Raw genomic sequence first — 14,383 nt, forward strand, 5'->3', positions numbered from 1 at the left:
TCTTGCAGTGTTATGTGGCGTTCCTAGCCGATGAGAGAAGTATATGGACTGAATAAAAAAGCCTCTAATTCCTTAAAAGAATAGAGGCCTTAACGATTAGTTATTAATGAAACAGAGTAAAGAGGGTGATAACTACTGGTTATTATTGAGAAGGTTATCCAATATCTTCTTAAGCCATAGAGTTGTAGGACTGTTACGATGTTTGTGGTGAAAGTATGCACACACGATAGGGTTGATATCCTTGTTGTCAAATAAGATGTCGATGGCCCGTAAGGAGGTTTTCTTCTCTATGCCTAAAAATTTCGAGGCAGGGAACATCATGTCGGAGTTTTGTACTACATCAATAACCGCTGATGGCAGCTCTGAACGGAAGCCTATTCTTGCTTCTAGTCCTTTGATTTTCATTATTTTTTCTGCAAGTGTTTGATGAGAGTTCCAATCTATCGCAATAACTGTAGCTAGCTCAAACTTAACGCCATCTTTGATTTCAATAAAATCTTTCTGATAAGGATGGCCTTCTCTCAAGTAACCTTTAAAACTGTCTTGGGCTATCGGTTGTTGTAAGAGCTCCTTGGGGGCGTGGTTAATTTCATAATTGAAACCAATCAGCACCTCATCATTAATGATGTCAGCCATCGTTGTTTTAGACCAGCTTAATAGCTGAACTTGAACATGCGGAGCTTGAGAGCGAATTGCTTTGAATAACTTACTTGATAGTGAGCTAAGGAGGAAAGGAGATAACGCTAACTTGAGGGGCCCGCGTAGTTCACTAGGGTTGAATTCATTACTATTATTGAGTGCTGAAGAAAGATCATCCAAGATTGGTGAAATGCTTTCCGCTAACATTGTCGCGTGATCAGTCGCGCGCAAGCCATGGTGTGTTTTTACAAACAGTTCATCGTCAAAATGGTCACGCAGCCTTTGTAGGGCTTTACTGACCGCTGGTTGAGATACAAAGAGACGTTCAGCTGCTTTTCGCATGTTTCGTTCTTGATGCAAGATGATAAAAGTGCGAAGAAGATTTAAGTCTAAGTTGGAGAAGAGATCTTTTGCCATATCGAACGCCTGAATTGATGATTGAATTCATAATAAGGTGTGCGTCGTTAGAGAACAAATAGATATATTATATAGATGTGAAGTCGGTAAAATAAAACCCGCACTTGGCGGGTTTTTGTGTAGGTCGTTACTATATGTAAATTCTATTGCGTAACAGGCTTAACTTGTTTGGTTTGTCTTACTGCAAGGATAAGTTGTGGTAGCAGTGACATCACTATCATGCCGGTCATTAGTGAGTATTGTACTGCAGTGAATGATTCACCCATTAACACCATGCCTGTCACGATGCCAGCCACTGGGTTTGCGATTCCACCGAAGGTGAAATCAACCACCGACATACGTTGTAGCAACCACACATACATGCCGTAACCCAGCGCTGTGTTTAGCCCAATAACCCACACGAGTCCCATAGCATTACGAGTATCGAAATGAGTCACGGCATTAACATAAGGCTGCGGGTCGATGAATGCATGAACGCCAGACGCGACAGACAAAATCGTACCACCCAGAATCAACTGCCACGTTAATACCTTCCACCAGTGCATGCGGTTACCCAGTGACTTGGTAATGCTGCTGCCGATGACAATACACATTATTGCGGCAAACATTGCGCCTAAACCGATTGGGTTCAGAGCAATTTGGCTTGGGTTAAACAGTATCCACGCTAAGGTGATCAAGCCAATACCCGAAAGGGCTTGAATCAGATGCGGGCGCTGTTTTTTCACTACCCAGTGGAAGATCATCGCGAACACTGGCACAGAGATCATACCCACGCCAGAGATTGCCGAAGGCAGCGTTAGCGCCATCACGAAGATCAAGCCAAAGAAAGTCGCGATATTGATAAGGCCCAGTGTGAAAATGATTTGCCACTCGCCTTTTTTAGGCAGTGTTGGTTTTACTGCTAGCAATAACAAACCAGCAGGTAACGCACGCAAAGCACCCAATAATAATGGTGGCCACTCCTGTAGCGTAAATTGCGTCACTGCATAGGTTGTTCCCCAAAAGAACGCGGGGATCATTGCTAATAATATGTTCATCTGAAATATCTTTACGTTAAGATAACTATTGTGTGAACTGTATACTGAGAACTAGTGGTTGTAAAGTATCTTTATGTTAAACTAGTTTGAAGTAATCAGACTAACAACGGAGCGAGATTGCAAATGGATGCTATCGACCGCGTAGTAGAGCAATGGGCAAAGGAAAAGCCCGAACTAGAAACTGAGCCTATGGCAATGATGGGTCGGATTATGCGTATTGCCAAGTATATGGAGACGCAAGTTGCCGAGCTTCATAAGAAATACGACATGAAGCTGGGGGAGTTTGATGTGCTGGCGACGTTGCGACGTTCTGGGAAGCCTTACCGACTGACGCCATCTGAACTGATTGGATCCATGATGCTGACATCTGGCGCGATGACCAATCGCCTTGATAAGCTAGAAGCCAAAGGGCTGATCAGTCGTGAACACAGCAAAGAAGACAGACGCAGCGTGAGTGTCCAGTTAACTAAAGATGGTCTTATTCTGATTGACCAAATGATGACTGAACATGTCGAAATGCAGAAAAAACTGGTTAAATCATTGTCTGCGAGTCAGAAGAAGAACACCAACCAACTTCTGAAAACATGGTTGAGCGCGTACGAGTAGTTTTTCTGATCTTCCTTTAGATTCAATAAAAAACCGAAGCTTAATCGCTTCGGTTTTTTTGTGCTTGTTTAAGAACTTCAAGTACAGCGAATTGGCGAGTTAAGCTTGTAGCATCTCGTCACTGAACAGCTCTGCGCAACCAATACCATTAATGGCGCAGCTCTCGTCGATGTCTGAAATGTCACCGCTGACCCCAATCGCGCCAAGTACCGTTTTGTCCTTGTCTCGAATCAGTAGCCCCCCTGGCACTGGCACCATGTTTCCGTGTGCGAGTACGTTTACGGCGGAGATAAATGCTGGTCGGTTGTCAGCATCTTGGGCGAGTTTTCTAGAGGAACAACCCAGTGCGAGAGCTCCCCACGCTTTAGCGATCGCGATGTCTGGTCGCATCATGCTAGAGCCGTCTTGACGTTGCAGAGAAATCAGCTTGCCACCGCTGTCTAAGACGGCGACCGTCAAAGGTTCTGTGTGGATCTTGTTTCCTGCTTGTAAGGTGCCATCAATGATGGTTAACGCTTGTTGTAGAGTCAAACTTCCCATGTTATCTCCTAGTTTTTCAAGGGGCTGTGTACCAAGCTAAGTCAGCCAATCATTACTCTTGTTGTGAATATCATCGACTGATTCATCTCGGTACAAGAGTCCTAACTGGACTCTTGTAACAGCCCATAGCTGGGTAAAGTTAGGAAGGCGGCGAACTCTTCGGCTGTAGAAAGTTGATAGAAAAGATCAGCTGTCTCTTCAAATCGACCTGCTGAATAGCGCGAGTCTCCGACTTCATGTTTTATCGTGTCTAACTCCTGGTAAAGCCAAGAGTGGAACAGTTGTTTGGTAAAGGTTTGGCCGTCATCAAGCGTGACGCCGTGGTGGATCCATTGCCAAATATTGGCTCTCGAGATCTCAGCGGTCGCCGCATCTTCCATAAGGCCGTAGATAGGTACACAGCCGTAGCCTTGAATCCAAGCTTCGATGTAATAAAGCGCGATGCGTATATTCTTACGCACACCCGCTTCGTCGCGGCGGCCTTCGCAAGGTTTTAGTAACGAATCTGCATTGATCACATGCTCTGGGCTTTGGAAATCCATTTGGTTTACTTTGCCATCAAGGTGCTTATCGAATATCGACATCGCTAAATCAACCAGTGCAGGGTGCGCGACCCAAGTGCCATCGTGTCCGTTCTGAGATTCTCTCTGTTTGTCTTCAATTACTTTGACAGTCACACGCGCCATTTCTTGCGGATCTTTTGCTGGAATAAAGGCAGACATCCCACCCATTGCCAGTGCACCGCGAGCATGACAAGTGCGCACCAACAATTGGCTATAGGCGTTGAGGAATTCTTGATCCATGCCGATCCCGTGACGATCTGGCAGGATGCGGTCTTTATGGTTCTTCAGCGTTTTGATGTAGCTGAAGATGTAATCCCAGCGACCGCAGTTCATCGCTACGATATGATCGCGCATTGCATACAAGATCTCTTCCATCTGGAACACGGCTGGTAGCGTTTCGATTAAAACCGTCGCACGAATGGTGCCTTTGGGTACGTGGAAATAGTTTTCGGTGAAGCTGAAAATATCGTCCCACCATTGTGCTTCTTCCATGCTCTCAAGCTTGGGAATGTAGTAGTAAACCCCTAAACCTTGTTGTGCTCGTGATTGATAGTTGTGGAAAAAGTACAAGGCGAAGTCCATCAAGCAACCGCCGATAGGCTGATTGTTGAATTGAATGGACTGCTCAGGTAAATGAATACCACGTGGACGAGCGATCAGCAGTGCAGGATCGTCGTTTAATTGGTAACGCTTCTGCTTCTTCTCATCGAAATAACTAATGGTGCCAAGGTTGGCATCTCTTAGGTTGATTTGCCCTTCGACCATATTGGCCCAAGTAGGAGAAGACGCATCTTCAAAGCAGCACATGAAGACTTTCGCGCCTGAGTTTAGCGCGTTGATCACCATCTTTCTTTCGATAGGTCCGGTGATCTCTACTCGGCGATCCAGTAGCTCTGGTGGCGGTGTCGCCACTTTCCACTCTTTATTCTGGCGAATGGAAATGGTGTCTTTTCTGAAATTGGGTAACTCACCCTCGTCATATTGAGCTTGTTTTACGTCGCGGTCACTTAGCAGGGCATGACGGCGATCTCCAAACTTATTGACGAGAGCTTCTAAGAATTTTAATGCATCTTTAGACAAGATCTCTTTGTACTCGGAGTTGTCCATCTTCCCAAGTACCTGCATACATTGTACTTCTTCTCTCTCTTTTACGTCATTCACCATTGTTGTCTCCTTTAAACAATACGATGTCATTTTGTATACAAAATGCTCTTTTTAAGGATATTTATATTGTAGAAATTGTATACAAGCAAACGGTATTTAACATTTATTTATCATTTAATCTTTTTGTAATTTATTTTTACGTAAAGATATTTTATGTAAAGCAATGAATTGTAAGCTTTTCAGGGTTAGTTCTTACTCAAAGTGGCTGTGCGATGTAACAAGATTGTTTCATTTTGGGGTTGATAAATAGCGAGGATGGTTCATAGTACACAAAAGTTGGTTTAATTGTATACAATCTGAACTGGAGGTTCGAATGGCAATTATGAAAGCGATTGAAGCAGCGGTAGAGGTGCTTAAACGTGAAGGTGTAGACATCGCATTTGGTGTTCCCGGCGCAGCAATTAACCCTATGTATGCGGCTATGAAAAAGCTCGGAGGAATCGACCACGTCTTAGCTCGTCACGTAGAGGGTGCATCCCATATGGCTGAAGGGTATACGCGTACCAATCAAGGCAATATAGGTGTGTGTATTGGTACTTCTGGTCCTGCGGGAACGGACATGATCACGGGTCTTTATTCTGCGACTGCAGATTCGATTCCAATTCTATGCATCACCGGCCAAGCGCCCCGTGCTCGTCTTCATAAAGAAGATTTCCAAGCGGTCGACATTGAATCTATCGCTAAACCAGTCACTAAATGGGCAACCACGGTGCTGGAACCTGCACAAGTGCCACGCGCATTTCAAAAAGCCTTTCATTTAATGCGTTCGGGTCGTCCGGGGCCAATCCTGATTGATCTACCGATTGATGTTCAGCTGGCTGAAATTGAATTTGATATCGATACCTATGAACCGCTAGAACCTTATAAGCCACAAGCAACCCGCGCGCAGGTTGAGAAAGCATTAACCATGATGTCTCAATCTGAAAAACCGCTGATTGTATCGGGTGGTGGCGTGATTAACGCTGGCGCATCTGAATTGTTGCAACAGTTTGCCGAGATCACTGGAGTTCCTGTGATTCCAACCTTGATGGGTTGGGGCTCGATCCCAGATGATCATGAATTAATGGCAGGCATGGTAGGGCTACAAACTTCTCACCGTTACGGTAACGAAACCATGCTCAACTCTGACTTTGTGTTTGGTGTCGGTAACCGATGGGCAAACCGTCATACCGGCTCTGTCGATGTTTACACTGAAGGCCGAAAGTTTGTTCACGTTGATATTGAACCGACCCAAATCGGTCGCGTGTTCTGCCCAGATTTAGGCATTGTCTCTGATGCGAAAGCAGCGCTAGAGCTAATGGTTGAAGTGGCGCAAGAGTGGCGTGATGCAGGCAAACTGCCGAACCGAAATGCTTGGGCAAGCGAGTGTCAGGAACGCAAATCGACCATGCTGCGTAAAACCAATTTCGATGAAGCGCCAATGAAGCCTATGCGTGTTTATGAAGAGATGAACAAGGCATTTGGCCGTGACACTTGCTATGTGAGCACCATTGGTTTGTCGCAAATCGCTGCCGCTCAGTTCCTGCATGTTTATAAGCCTCGTAACTGGATCAACTGTGGTCAAGCAGGTCCACTAGGTTGGACTACACCCGCTGCATTGGGCGTACGAGCGGCCGATCCAGATCGCAATATCGTTGCTATCTCTGGTGACTACGATTTCCAATTCATGATCGAAGAACTGGCCGTTGGCGCGCAATTTAACTTGCCATACATTCATGTGTTAGTGAACAACTCGTACTTAGGATTGATTCGCCAAGCACAGCGCCAATTTGATATCGACTATTGTGTACAACTGGCGTTTGATAACCAGAATGCGCCAGAGCTTGAGGGCTACGGTGTTGACCATGTTGCAGTTGTTGAAGGCCTAGGCTGTAAGGCAATTCGAGTTCGTGAACCAGACCAAATTGCCGCTGCGTTTGAGCAAGCCAAAGAGCTGATGAACAAGCATAAGGTACCAGTGGTTGTTGAGTTGATTCTTGAGCGTGTGACCAATATTGCGATGGGCGTTGAGATCAATGCTATTAACGAATTTGAACCGCTTGCCGAAGGCCGCGGCGATGCTCCAACGGCGCTGGCGTACAAGTAATCATTAAGTCATGTGTATCCGTAGAGCTGAGGTTTAGCTCTACGGAAAGTCTCCAATAGAGCGAGGCTTTACTACAAATAACCAGATTTTTACAGATAAAGAATAAGGACAGAGTCATGGCAAAATTTGCAGCAAACTTGTCAATGTTATTCACGGAAGTTGATTTTATGGATCGCTTTGAAGCCGCCGCAGAAGCGGGCTTTCAAGGTGTGGAATACCTTTTTCCTTACGCCTTTGATGCTCAGGCAATCAAAGTAAAGCTCGATGCTAATAACCTAGAGCAAGTGCTATTTAACTTGCCTGCGGGTGATTGGGACGCTGGCGACCGTGGTATCGCGGTCGACCCTGCACGAGTTGAAGAGTTTCAAGCGGGTGTACCTAAAGCTATCGCTTACGCAAAAGCGCTTGGCTGTACTCAAGTGAATTGCTTGGCGGGGATTGTTCCGCAAGGTGTGACCCAACAAGACGCGCAATCGGCGTTTGTGATTAACCTGCATTACGCGGCGAACGCGCTAGCAGCAGAAGGCATTAGCTTAGTGATAGAAGCGATCAATACACGCGATATTCCGGGCTTCTTCTTGAACACGACTGAGCAAGCCAAAGCGATCATCAAAGAGGTAGGGAGCGATAACCTTTCTATCCAATACGATATTTATCACATGCAAATTATGGAAGGCGATCTCACGCCGACCATGCAACAGAACATTGGTCAAATCGCACACGTGCAACTGGCTGATAACCCAGGCCGACACGAACCGGGTACTGGCGAAATCAATTATCCATTCGTGCTCAATTATCTTGATGAGCTTGGCTATCAAGGCTGGGTTGGCTGCGAATACAAACCTAAAACGACAACGACAGAAGGCCTTGGTTGGCTACACCAGTACCGTTAATTGCGTCTGGTAACCCTCAAACGTTAAGGAGAACAACATGTCTAAAATTGCATTTATCGGAACTGGCATCATGGGTAAACCTATGGCGAGTAACCTTCAAAAAGCAGGTCACGATTTGATTCTGTCGGATCACTTTAATACAGCACCTGCCGATCTTGTAGCAGCAGGCGCAACGGTCTGCCATTCACCAGCGGAAGCGGCTGAAGCAGCAGACATCGTTATCTTAATGGTGCCGAATACCCCTCAAGTTGAAGATGTCCTGTTTGGTGACAACGGTGTTGAGAAAGGCCTAACGGCAGGCGGTGCAGCTGGAAAACTGGTTATCGACATGAGTTCAATCTCGCCAATCGTGACCAAAGCAATCGCAGCTCGAATCAACGAAGGCGGCGCGTCATACCTTGATGCACCGGTTTCTGGTGGTGAAGTGGGCGCAATCAATGCAGCGCTGACTATCATGGTGGGCGGTGAGCAAGACGCGTTTGATAAAGCTCGTCCTCTGTTCGAAATCATGGGTAAGAACATCACGCTAGTAGGCGACAACGGTGCGGGTCAAACCTGTAAGGTGGCGAACCAAATCATTGTGGCGCTGAATATCGAAGCCGTGTCTGAAGCGTTAGTCTTTGCTTCGAAAGCAGGCGCTGATCCAGCACGCGTACGTCAGGCGCTATTAGGTGGCTTTGCTAACTCTAAGATATTGGAAGTGCACGGTGAGCGTATGGTTGAAGGCACATTCGACCCTGGCTTTAGAATCTCACTTCACCAAAAAGACCTCAACTTAGCGCTAACGGGTGCGCAAGAGTTGGGTGTCGCGCTACCGAATACGGCCAATGCTCAAGAGTTGTTTGGCGAGTGTGCCGTAATGGGCGGTGAAGGTTGGGACCACTCTGCGCTTATCCAAGCGATTGAGAAACGTTCTGACCACTCGATTCGTTAATCTAGTTAACGGTTTATCCGTTTAGTGGTTAGTCAATCAACCGATTATCCGTTAATTAATTAGGGCTGCTATCGATTCGTAGCCCAACAGTTTGTTTATAAATCGCGTAGTTTCGTCTCCTTTTATACGCGTTCCTGATACGAGGCAGAGGTTGAAGTTGTTCCTTTCCAACTTGATCTTAGCAGGCACCCTTTGGCCTTGTATCGGGGTTCTTTTTTTCTCCGTCAACTAAGGAGTGGCTGATGGACATTGATGCTAAGCAGTTTCTACAAACCCTTTTCTCAAGTGCTGTTAATCAGGCGCTACCTAAAAATCACATCGAACCTTTTCTTCCTCAAGACATTTTTTATCGCTCTGCTAATCAAGCCGGGCGTACTGTCGTTATCGGGGCAGGAAAAGCAGCCGCGTCGATGGCCGCCGAGCTGGAAGCGGTTTGGCAGGCAAAGAAACAACAAGACCTTGCACTGCGTGACCTTGAAGGCTTGGTGGTGACTCGTTATGAGCACACCGCCCCTTGCGAACACATTGAGGTGATTGAAGCGGCGCACCCAGTCCCAGATGCGATGGGCTTAGAAGTGAGCCAACGTATGCTGGAATTAGTGAGTGGTTTGAGTGCTGACGATACGGTTATTTGCCTATTGTCTGGCGGTGGTTCTGCTTTGCTAAGTCTGCCCGTTGGCGACATCAGCTTGGCAGAGAAGCAACAAATCAATAAAGCGTTGCTTAAATCAGGCGCCGCCATTGATGAGATGAACTGTGTTCGCAAACATCTATCTTCGATAAAAGGCGGTCGACTTGCTAAAGCGGCGTATCCTGCAAGGGTTGTGTCACTGGCGATTTCTGATGTGCCGGGCGATGACATTAGTGTGATTGCATCGGGCCCAACCGTACCCGACACCACCACGCGTTTTGATGCGATGGCCATTTTAGAACGTTATCAAATAGAAACACCACGCTCGGCATTTGAATGGCTAAATAATCCAGAGTCAGAGACGGTTAAACCAGATGACGTATGTTGGAAGAACGCGGAGCACCATATTATCGCGACACCAATGTCGGCATTGGAATCCGCTGCTGCAGAAGCTGAAGGCTTGGGTATTCCCGCTTATGTGTTGAGTGATTGCATAGAGGGAGAAGCGCGAGATGTCGCGAAGGTGCATGCTGCGCTAGCCAAACAAGTGGCTAATAACAAGCACCCATTTGAGACGCCTTGCGTGATACTTTCCGGCGGGGAAACCACGGTAACCGTTAAAGGGAATGGTCGCGGTGGGCGTAACTGTGAGTTCTTGTTGAGCTTGTATAACGAGCTTAAAGGCCAAGACAACATATTTGCATTGGCTGCTGATACCGACGGGATTGATGGTGTTGAAGACAATGCGGGAGCATGGATCGCGCCTCAAACATGGCAACTAGGTTCGAGCCTGTCGCTTAAAGCGCAAGACTATCTCGATGCGAACAACAGCTACGATTTTTTCAAGCAAGTCGATGTGCTTCTAACCACGGGGCCAACGCTGACCAATGTGAATGACTTCCGCGCGATATTGATTCTTTAACTTGAACAGTTCAAAAACACGGTATGGAATGGTCGCTTCTTAACAAATAGAGCGACCATTTTATTGTTATCAATGCGGTGACCTTGAGTTCTGAGATTATCTTCTGGACTAATGAAGCACGTTGATTACTATGATTTTAGTAACGAGCTGTAAAGGATGCAATATGTCTAGGATCAGACAAAAGAATCAAGATTTAATCATCGAAGTCGCGTGTGAACAATTCGCCACTCATGGTTATGCCGCAACAAAAATGGCTGATATCGCAAAAGCGGCCGACATTCCCAAACCCAACGTCTTCTACTATTTCAGCTCAAAAGATAAGCTCTACAACGCTGTGCTTGAAACCGTCACTCAGCCTTTACTAGAAGCGTCTCGTCCGATTGAAGAGTTGAGCGATCCTGTTGAAGCCTTGTCTCAATATATTCAAACCAAGCTGATCATTTCTCGCGACCATCCACATGCTTCTAAGGTATTTGCCAATGAAGTGATGTCTGGCGCTAAAGTATTGCCGAAAGAAATTGGTGACGAGCTGTATAAGCAATCCCAGATGATTCTTGATAAGTTCTCGACATGGTCGGCGCAGGGCCTAATGGACGATGTTCCCGCTCATCACCTGATGTTTACCATCTGGGCGGCAACTCAAACCTACGCCGATTTTGGCTGGCAGATTTGCAGCGTGATGCAGAAAGATAAGCTCGATGACAAAGACTATGAAGATGCCGCTGAATTCATCACACAGCTAGTGATTAAAGGGTGTGGTGTGAAAAGCTAACGTTATTTGAATGTTTTTTTGGTCTGCGATTGCAGGCCTTTTTTGTTTGTGCATGTGAGTGAGCATATGTGCAAAGCTACTTTTGTGACTTGTTGTGCAATAACTCATTTATCTTGAATTCGGTTCGATTAGGTATGCCATTTTATTTAAATGACAGGTTATAGTATCGCGAAAATTGGCGGCACTTACTCTTCTGAAAAGCGAAAAGCTGGAAACTTATAGATGAAGCCGCTAACAATATTACACGCACAACATTAAGGTTTAGCAATGACGCTTAAAAGCTTGGCATGCACCATCAGCGCAGTTCTGCTTGCAGGTTGCGGTTCAACGGTCGCGACGCAAACATACAACGCTGATCTGATCATCACCAACGGACAGGTTCTCACCATCAATTCAGAAATGGATGTGATTGAAGATGGTGTTGTTGTAGTGAAAAACGACCAGATCATCGCAGTCGGTACCGAGGATTTAATGACTCAATATCGCGCAGAAAAAGTGATTGATGCTCAAGATGGAATCGTCATGCCGGGTATGGTGAACGCGCACAACCATTTACCGATGATCGCGTTTCGTGGCTTAGGGGAAGAGGGTATTTCGAATCGTCTGTTCGCTTACTTCTTCCCTCTAGAAGCCGAAAAGCTAAGCCGTGAACTGATTTACAACGCAACCAAGCTTGGCTCTATCGAACTAGCACAAAGCGGTGTAACCACTTATGCCGATATGTATTACCACATGGATGAAATGGCCAAGGCGACCAAAGAAGTCGGCTTACGCGCTGTGCTCGGCGAAACCGTGATTAAGTTCCCAGTGGTCGATGCCAAAGAACCTTACGGCGGCATTGAATACGCCAAAGGCTTTATCGAACAATACAAAAACGATGAGCTAATCACGCCTGCTTATGCGCCACATGCGGTGTACACCGTGAGCAAAGATAAGCTGCAAGAAATCAACAAGCTGTCTGCTCAATACGATGTGCCGGTGCTGATTCACGTTGCTGAATTCCCAAATGAAGAGAAACGCATCAAAGATGAAACTAAGGCAACATCGCCAGTCGAATACATGGATGAAATTGGTGTGCTGGACGAGCGCGTAGTCATTGCTCACGGTATCCATCTTTCGGAGAACGATCAAAAGCTTCTAAAGCAAGCTGACGCAGGGATCTCATACAACCCAATGGCGAACGCTAAAGGTGCAACTGGCATCGCACCAGCATGGGATATGTACCGTGCTGACATGCGAGTAGGCTTAGGAACAGATGGCCCAATGAGCTCTAACCAAGTCGATATCATGCGCACATTAAGCTACGCAGCGAACATGCAACGTTTAAAGCATTCTGACCGCACTATCATGATTCCTGAGCAAGTTATCGAGATGGCGACATTAGGTGGTGCGAAAGCCCTACACATGGAAGATCAAATCGGTTCTCTTGAAGCGGGTAAGAAGGCAGACATCGTGATTGTAGAGACAACATCAGCGAACATGATGCCAAATTACGACCCTTACGCGACCTTGGTTTACCAAGCGAACCCAAGCAACATCGATACGACGATTGTGAACGGCCAAATCGTAATGGAAAACCGTGTAATGCAAACCGTTCAACTGGATGAAATCCGCCAAAGCGTCGATGAGTTTGAAACAGATATCAAAGCCTTTGCCAAAGAGCTTTCTAAGAAGGCGATTAAGTCGAAGAGCTTGATGGATTAAGATGTAAATCGGTTTCTAAAAATCGAACTGAATGAACAAGGCCGACATCACGTCGGCCTTTTTTCGCTTTTCTAGTTAGAGAGTATTTAATTATTCATCGCCAGTTTACCTAGCTTCATTGCAGCTGCATGGTGGCGGTGCATTAGTTGTTCCATGTCTACGCCAATCACAGCGCCATCGTTCACTCGCCACTTACCTGCAACCATCACTTTATCCGCTTGTTGAGCACCACAAAGTAGTAATGCGGCCAGTGGGTCGTGGCTGCCAGAAAAACGAATATCATCGAGCTTGAACATCGCGATATCGGCTTGTTTGCCAACCTCTAGTGTACCAATGTCGGTTCTGCCCATTGCCGCGGCAGAACCGGATGTCGCCCAGCGCAATGCATCAAAGTGTGAAACGTTGGCGGAACCATATTGCAGGCGTTGTAGATACATCGCCATGCGCACTTCGGCAATCATATTAGAGCCGTCGTTTGAGGCCGAACCATCCACACCTAGCCCGACTTTTACGCCTGCTGCTTCTAGATCGTTGTTTTTACAAATACCGGAAGCCAACATCATATTGGAAGTTGGGCAGTGACTGATACCAATGCCTGCTTTACCCAAACGTTTGATCTCTTCTGGATTGAAGTGAATACCATGAGCGAGCCAAGTGCGCTCGTTCAGCCAACCCACATCTTCTAGGTAATCAACTGGGCGCAAGCCAAACTTCTCTATACAGAAGTCTTCTTCATCGAGCGTTTCGCATAGGTGCGTGTGCATCATGACGTTTTCACGCTCACTGATCTTGGCGGTCTCTTTCATCAGGTCGGTAGTGACTGAGAACGGCGAACAAGGCGCGAGCGCGATTTGAATCATCGCCCCTTCATCACGCTGGTGGTAATCACGAATCAAGCGCTGGCTGTCATCAATGATGGTTTGTTCGGTTTGAATGGTGTGTCTTGGTGGCAATCCACCCTCATCTTCCCCTAGGCTCATGGAACCTCGGGTAAATATCGCTCTAACGCCCAGTTTCTCTGCGGCCTCGACTTGCAAATCAATAGCGTGCTCAAGCCCGTCTGGTAGCAAGTAATGGTGATCGGAAGCAGTGGTACAGCCCGACATCATCAGCTCAACCAGAGCAAGCTCTGTTGCGAGGCTCATCATCTCCGAATCGAGGTTGGCCCAAACTGGGTAGAGGCTTTGTAGCCAATGGAAGAGTTCTTTATTGAGTGCGCCGGGGTAGGCTCGCGTTAGGGTTTGATAGAAGTGGTGGTGCGCATTGATAAGCCCAGGAGTCACAACATGACGAGAGGCGTCGACGCTGTAATCTACGGGTAAGGTCGGCTCTTTGTGTTTGCCAACCAGTTCAATGATTTTATTACCTTTTATGACGATTCCGCCTTCTGCATCAGCCTGCGAGCCAGTGTAGATTGCGAGAGGATTCTTAATCCAGATGGTTTCCATTCATAGTAGTCCTTAGCCATCTCAGCC

Annotated in this window: 12 protein-coding genes; 7 read left to right on the top strand and 5 right to left on the bottom strand. The window is 46.6% G+C overall.

The features are described from left to right. Positions 1-132: 132 nt before the first annotated feature. Both AB6D58_RS09775 and AB6D58_RS09780 read right to left on the bottom strand, forming a co-directional pair. Positions 133-1,056 carry a LysR family transcriptional regulator gene (locus AB6D58_RS09775; protein WP_372102154.1) on the bottom strand — a complete coding sequence of 308 codons (924 nt, stop codon included), beginning with the start codon at positions 1,054-1,056 and terminating at the stop codon, positions 133-135. 143 nt (positions 1,057-1,199) lie between these two features. Continuing rightward, positions 1,200-2,093 (bottom strand): DMT family transporter, encoded by an 894-nt coding sequence (locus AB6D58_RS09780; RefSeq protein WP_372157156.1) that lies wholly within the window; start codon positions 2,091-2,093, stop codon positions 1,200-1,202. Positions 2,094-2,216: 123 nt separating this feature from the next. On the opposite strand from AB6D58_RS09780, the gene AB6D58_RS09785 reads away from it, so the two are divergent. Next, the gene (locus tag AB6D58_RS09785; protein WP_017054932.1) at positions 2,217-2,699 is read left to right on the top strand and encodes a MarR family winged helix-turn-helix transcriptional regulator; all 483 of its coding nucleotides are present in this window, start codon (positions 2,217-2,219) and stop codon (positions 2,697-2,699) included. Between the two features lie 99 nt (positions 2,700-2,798). On the opposite strand, the gene AB6D58_RS09790 is transcribed toward AB6D58_RS09785, so the two are convergent. Next, positions 2,799-3,239 (bottom strand): heme-binding protein, encoded by a 441-nt coding sequence (locus AB6D58_RS09790; RefSeq protein WP_004732837.1) that lies wholly within the window; start codon positions 3,237-3,239, stop codon positions 2,799-2,801. A 101-nt stretch (positions 3,240-3,340) separates the two neighbouring features. Further along, positions 3,341-4,966 carry a malate synthase A gene (gene aceB / locus AB6D58_RS09795; RefSeq protein WP_372157158.1) on the bottom strand — a complete coding sequence of 542 codons (1,626 nt, stop codon included), beginning with the start codon at positions 4,964-4,966 and terminating at the stop codon, positions 3,341-3,343. Positions 4,967-5,279: 313 nt separating this feature from the next. Here aceB and gcl point away from each other — a divergent pair, with 313 nt between their 5' ends. The 6 genes from gcl (at position 5,280) to AB6D58_RS09825 (ending at position 12,908) form a co-directional block, all read left to right on the top strand. Then, complete coding sequence (gene gcl / locus AB6D58_RS09800) at positions 5,280-7,052, top strand: glyoxylate carboligase (RefSeq protein ID WP_102561880.1); 1,773 nt, start codon at positions 5,280-5,282, stop codon at positions 7,050-7,052. Between the two features lie 116 nt (positions 7,053-7,168). Further along, positions 7,169-7,945, top strand: coding sequence for a hydroxypyruvate isomerase (gene hyi, locus AB6D58_RS09805; RefSeq protein ID WP_102511279.1), 777 nt, complete (start codon positions 7,169-7,171; stop codon positions 7,943-7,945). A gap of 37 nt (positions 7,946-7,982) precedes the next feature. Then, a complete protein-coding gene (locus tag AB6D58_RS09810) occupies positions 7,983-8,879 on the top strand; it encodes a 2-hydroxy-3-oxopropionate reductase (RefSeq protein WP_372157161.1) in 897 nt (298 codons plus the stop codon). 242 nt (positions 8,880-9,121) lie between these two features. Beyond that, positions 9,122-10,432, top strand: a complete 1,311-nt coding sequence (locus AB6D58_RS09815) for a glycerate kinase (protein WP_372157163.1) — start codon at positions 9,122-9,124, stop codon at positions 10,430-10,432. A 163-nt stretch (positions 10,433-10,595) separates the two neighbouring features. After that, on the top strand, positions 10,596-11,204 hold the full coding sequence (locus AB6D58_RS09820; RefSeq protein WP_017076969.1) for a TetR/AcrR family transcriptional regulator: 609 nt from the start codon (positions 10,596-10,598) through the stop codon (positions 11,202-11,204). 267 nt (positions 11,205-11,471) lie between these two features. Next, on the top strand, positions 11,472-12,908 hold the full coding sequence (locus tag AB6D58_RS09825; RefSeq protein ID WP_136982323.1) for an amidohydrolase: 1,437 nt from the start codon (positions 11,472-11,474) through the stop codon (positions 12,906-12,908). Between the two features lie 86 nt (positions 12,909-12,994). On the opposite strand, the gene AB6D58_RS09830 is transcribed toward AB6D58_RS09825, so the two are convergent. Continuing rightward, the gene (locus AB6D58_RS09830; protein ID WP_017067339.1) at positions 12,995-14,356 is read right to left on the bottom strand and encodes an 8-oxoguanine deaminase; all 1,362 of its coding nucleotides are present in this window, start codon (positions 14,354-14,356) and stop codon (positions 12,995-12,997) included. Positions 14,357-14,383: the final 27 nt, after the last annotated feature.

The sequence above is a fragment of the Vibrio sp. 10N.239.312.D08 genome, assembly GCF_041466145.1.
Taxonomy (GTDB): domain Bacteria; phylum Pseudomonadota; class Gammaproteobacteria; order Enterobacterales; family Vibrionaceae; genus Vibrio; species Vibrio crassostreae_C.